At 69.2% G+C, this 3,773-nt stretch carries 3 protein-coding genes and 1 pseudogene; 1 reads left to right on the forward strand and 3 read right to left on the reverse strand.

The window, feature by feature from the left end; genetic code table 11:
• Nucleotides 1–76 precede the first annotated feature (76 nt).
• Nucleotides 77–317: pseudogene (locus ACK59X_RS23415) on the forward strand (TorF family putative porin); the annotation flags it as partial.
• A 17-nt stretch (nucleotides 318–334) separates the two neighbouring features.
• On the opposite strand, the gene ACK59X_RS23420 reads toward ACK59X_RS23415, so the two are convergent.
• The 3 genes from ACK59X_RS23420 to ACK59X_RS23430 form a co-directional block, all read right to left on the reverse strand.
• On the reverse strand, nucleotides 335–1,135 hold the full coding sequence (locus tag ACK59X_RS23420) for an HAD-IIB family hydrolase (protein WP_409960779.1): 801 nt from the start codon (nucleotides 1,133–1,135) through the stop codon (nucleotides 335–337).
• 31 nt (nucleotides 1,136–1,166) lie between these two features.
• On the reverse strand, nucleotides 1,167–2,501 hold the full coding sequence (locus tag ACK59X_RS23425; RefSeq protein ID WP_409960780.1) for a hypothetical protein: 1,335 nt from the start codon (nucleotides 2,499–2,501) through the stop codon (nucleotides 1,167–1,169).
• A 149-nt stretch (nucleotides 2,502–2,650) separates the two neighbouring features.
• Nucleotides 2,651–3,773, reverse strand: a 1,123-nt coding sequence (locus ACK59X_RS23430) for an EF-Tu/IF-2/RF-3 family GTPase (RefSeq protein ID WP_409960781.1), incomplete at its 5' end; no start/stop codon positions are given.

Here is a 3,773-nt window from a genome sequence, read left to right on the forward strand (position 1 = left end):
GCTATCAACTGCGCGCCGCGCCTAGCATCCCATCCCGAAAAGGAACTTGCGCGGCTTCAAAAAAGCCTGGAGCAGGTTTTTCGGCAACTGGAATTCCAGCGTCGACTGGCTGCCTGGCAACTCCATCGGAATCCGACATCTACGGCGGCTACAAGTGCAAGGCCGGCGGCGCCGACCTGGATGTGGGCCTCTTGACCTACATCTACCCCGGCAACAGCAACGGCAACACCACCGAAGCCTATGGCGCGGCCACCTTCGGGCCCGTGACCGCCAAGTACTCGCACACTCTGTCCAAGGACTACTTCGCCTATGCCGGTCCCGGCAGGGGGCCTTGTCAGGCAGTGGCCGCCAGAATGCGCTGCGCCACCTCGGCAAAGCCGGCGCCGCGCTCGCCCTCGGTCACATAGCGCGGTAGGTGCGCCAGCTGCGGCACGAAGCGCGCGATGTTGGCCACGCCCACGCTGTGCACGAAGTGCTGGAACATGAGCTGGTCGTTGGTCGAGTCGCCCACGTAGACCCAGCGGCCGATCTCGGCATCGAGGTCGCGGCCGAACAGCTCGCGCACGATCCAGCGCGCGCCTTCGAGCTTGTTGTGCGCGCCGAACCAGCCATTGATGTGGATGCTGCTCACCGTGGCGTTCATCCCGGCCGCGCGCATGCGCTGCACGGCGGCGTCGATGGCGTCCTGCGGCAGGTGCGTGAACTCGCTGTGGTCGATGGCGATGTCGGTCTCGCGCCCTGGCGAATCGGTGGCACGTGATGCGCCTGGCACCTCGCGCTCGACCTGTGCCAGCACCTGCTGCATGCGCGCGTAGTTGGCGCTGCGGGTGGGCTCGTCCTGCTGGTAGGTCTTGGCCAGCGTCGGGCCCTGCGGCCCGTCCACCCGGCGCAGCGCCACGGCGCCGTTCTCGGCCACGATGGCGTCCACGGGCCAGCTCAGTGCAAAGGGCTCGCTCCAGCCCACGGGCCGGCCTGTGATGGGGATGACGTGCAGGCCGGCGGCGCGCAGCGCGCCCAGCGCCTGGAGCGCTTCGGGCGTGATGGCGCCGTCGGTGGTCAGGGTGTCGTCGATGTCGGTGAAGACCCCGAGCAGCGGGGGCAGGGTGGCAATGGGCCAGTGGGACAGGGGATGCATGAACGCGAAAGGGAAAAGCGGGCTGCCGTCCTCAGAACAGCAGCTCCAGGATTCTGTCGATCAGGGCCACGGAGAGGACCATGATCACGATGTAGCCGAGTGACTGCAATGCACGGCGGCGGTCCTGTCGGTTGGCAGCGGTGCGGTAGAGCCAGGCCGCAATGGGGGGCAGGGCGATGGGCCCCAGAATGGCCATGCCCATCATCGGGACCACGGCAAAACCGCCCCAGTTGTCGGCCGTGTTCATGGTCCGTGCGGACTGGAAAAGCTGGTAGGCCGGGATGGCCAGCGCAACGAACAGGGCCACCGAGGCAGCAGCTACGCTGATGTAGCGGGCCAGGGCGACATACACGGCGGCACCGGCAAGGAGGGCGCCCCACCACTTCAGCGCGGCCCAGCCATCGCGCGTTCGGGCCTGGGGAGCGGGCGCCGCCCTGGCCGCGCGTGCCTTGGCCTCGCGGGCCTGGGCTTCGCAGGTGCCGCGTTGCTCGCACGAGGCATTGGCGGCCAGGTAGCTGCGCAGCGCATCTTGCCGGGGCAGCGCGAGTGCCGTGGCGATCGCGCTGCGTTCGGATTCCCGGGCGAGCGAGTCGGACTGGATGAGCAGCCGCCCCTGCTGCTGGGCGGCCAGGAGCACCGCGCCCGCATCCTCTGCGACCCCCTGCAGTGCCGGACCGCGGCACAGGTAGGGCAGGGGCTTGTCGGGCGCCAGAGGGGCGCGGGCTTGGTAGCGGGGCGTCTCGCAGGCCATCGACCAAGCGGGTGGGGCGTGGGAAGCCGCGGCGCGCTCCGGCAGCAGTTCCAGATCGAATGGCCCCAGGGCCAACGCCCCGCTGCCGGTGTTGCGCAGTTCCACCAGGGCAAAGACGCCAGGCGCCGGCGGCACGCCCGGCACTGGCGTGGCGACCGGGGCTTTGGCGTTGCCGCGCACCACCCACACGCCCGGGCGCAGGTTCACCAGGCGTTCTTGCAGGCTGCCGATCTCCTCGGGCAGCGGCACGCCGGCTTCGGGCAGTGCGATGCGCAGTTGGCGGGCCAGCAGGGCGTTCCACCAGCCCTTGGCGTCGCGGGTGCGGGCGGTGTTGTCTGGTGAGCCGACGGACGCGATGGCCTGGCCCAGGGTTTCGGTTGCCGGGGCGAAGTTGCCTGACGGCTGCAGGCTGGCCAGCCAGCGCAGCAGCAGGGCCTGGCGCAGAGCGGCGGCCTCGCGGGGGCGGCCCAATGCCTCCAGCGCTTGGGGCCAGTGCATGGACTCGACGGGCGCATCGCCGACCGGCAGGTTCAGGATGTCCTGAACGAGCGGGATTGCCGCGCGTGCCGCGGCGGGCTGCCTGGTGCTGTTGTGGGGCGTGTCTGCCATGGCCATGGCGCAGCACAGTGCCAGTGCGACCACGAGCAAGCACCGCCGCAGCAGGCCTGCCGCCCTTCCACGGAGCGCAGGCCGTGCTATCGAGAGCTGGGCATGCCGCATGGGAAGGGCGATGTCTGAGAGATGGCCGGGAGGAACGAACAGGCTCAGCTTGCGCTGCCCAGGCTCAGCCCGGCGTGCTCGCGCAGCGGGTGGAAGTGGATCTTGGGAAAGCGCTCCTGCGCCAGGCGCACATCGTAGGGCGAGGTGCACAGGTAGGCCAGGGTGTCGGCCGCATCGTGCGCCAGGCGCAGCGGGTAGGCGTCGGTGAAGGCGCGCAGGTCGGCCGCGTTGTCGGCAGTGATCCAGCGCGCACCGGTGTACTGGCAGCCTTCCAGGCGCACGTCGGCGTCGTACTCGGCCTTCAGGCGGTGCTGCACCACTTCGAACTGCAGCTGGCCCACGGCGCCCAGCAGCATGTTGCCGCCCGCATCGGGCTTGAAGACCTGGATCGCGCCTTCCTCACCCAACTGGGCCAGGCCCTGCTGCAGCTGCTTGGTGCGCAGCGGGTTCTTGAGCACCACGGTCATGAACATCTCGGGCGCGAAGAACGGCAGGCCGGTGAACTGCAGGTTGGCGCCATCGGTGATGGTGTCGCCGAGCTGCACGCCGCCGTGCGTGGTGAAGCCGATGATGTCGCCCGCATAGGCTTCTTCGACCGCCTCGCGGCGCTGCGACATGAAGGTCACCACCGAGGTCGGGCGCAGCTCCTTGGCGCTGCGCTGCACCTTGAGCTTCATGCCCGGCGTGTACTTGCCCGAGGCCACGCGCACGAAGGCGATGCGGTCGCGGTGGTTGGCGTCCATGTTGGCCTGCACCTTGAACACCACGCCGGCAAAGCCTTCGTCCTCGGGCTGGATGGTCTTGACCACGGGCTGCTTGTTCACCTGCAGCGTGCTCACGCGCGGGCCGGGGGGCGGGGCCATGTCGACCAGGGCGTCGAGCACTTCCATCACCCCGAAGTTGTTCACCCCGGAGCCGAAGAACACGGGCGTCAGCTTGCCGGCCAGGAAGGCCTCGTGGTCCCATTCGGGCGAAGCGCCCACGGCCAGCTCCATGCTTTCCAGCGCCGCGTCGAATTCGGCACCGAAGCGCGCGCGCAGCGTGGCTTCGTCCGACAGGGGAATGGCCTCGAAATCCTGCGGGCGGCGCTCGCAGCCGGATTCGAACACCGTCAAGGACTTCGTGCGCAGGTTGATGAAGCCGCCGAAGGCTTTGCCCTGGCCCACC

It is taken from the genome of Acidovorax sp. (assembly GCF_046339755.1).
Lineage (GTDB): Bacteria > Pseudomonadota > Gammaproteobacteria > Burkholderiales > Burkholderiaceae_C > Acidovorax.

Bases quoted from the DNA above. Each gene is read 5' to 3' on its own strand.
- ACK59X_RS23425 (WP_409960780.1), bottom strand. From the start codon at position 2,501: ATGGCCATGGCAGACACGCCCCACAACAGCACCAGGCAGCCCGCCGCG.
- ACK59X_RS23420 (WP_409960779.1), bottom strand. From the start codon at position 1,135: ATGCATCCCCTGTCCCACTGGCCCATTGCCACCCTGCCCCCGCTGCTC.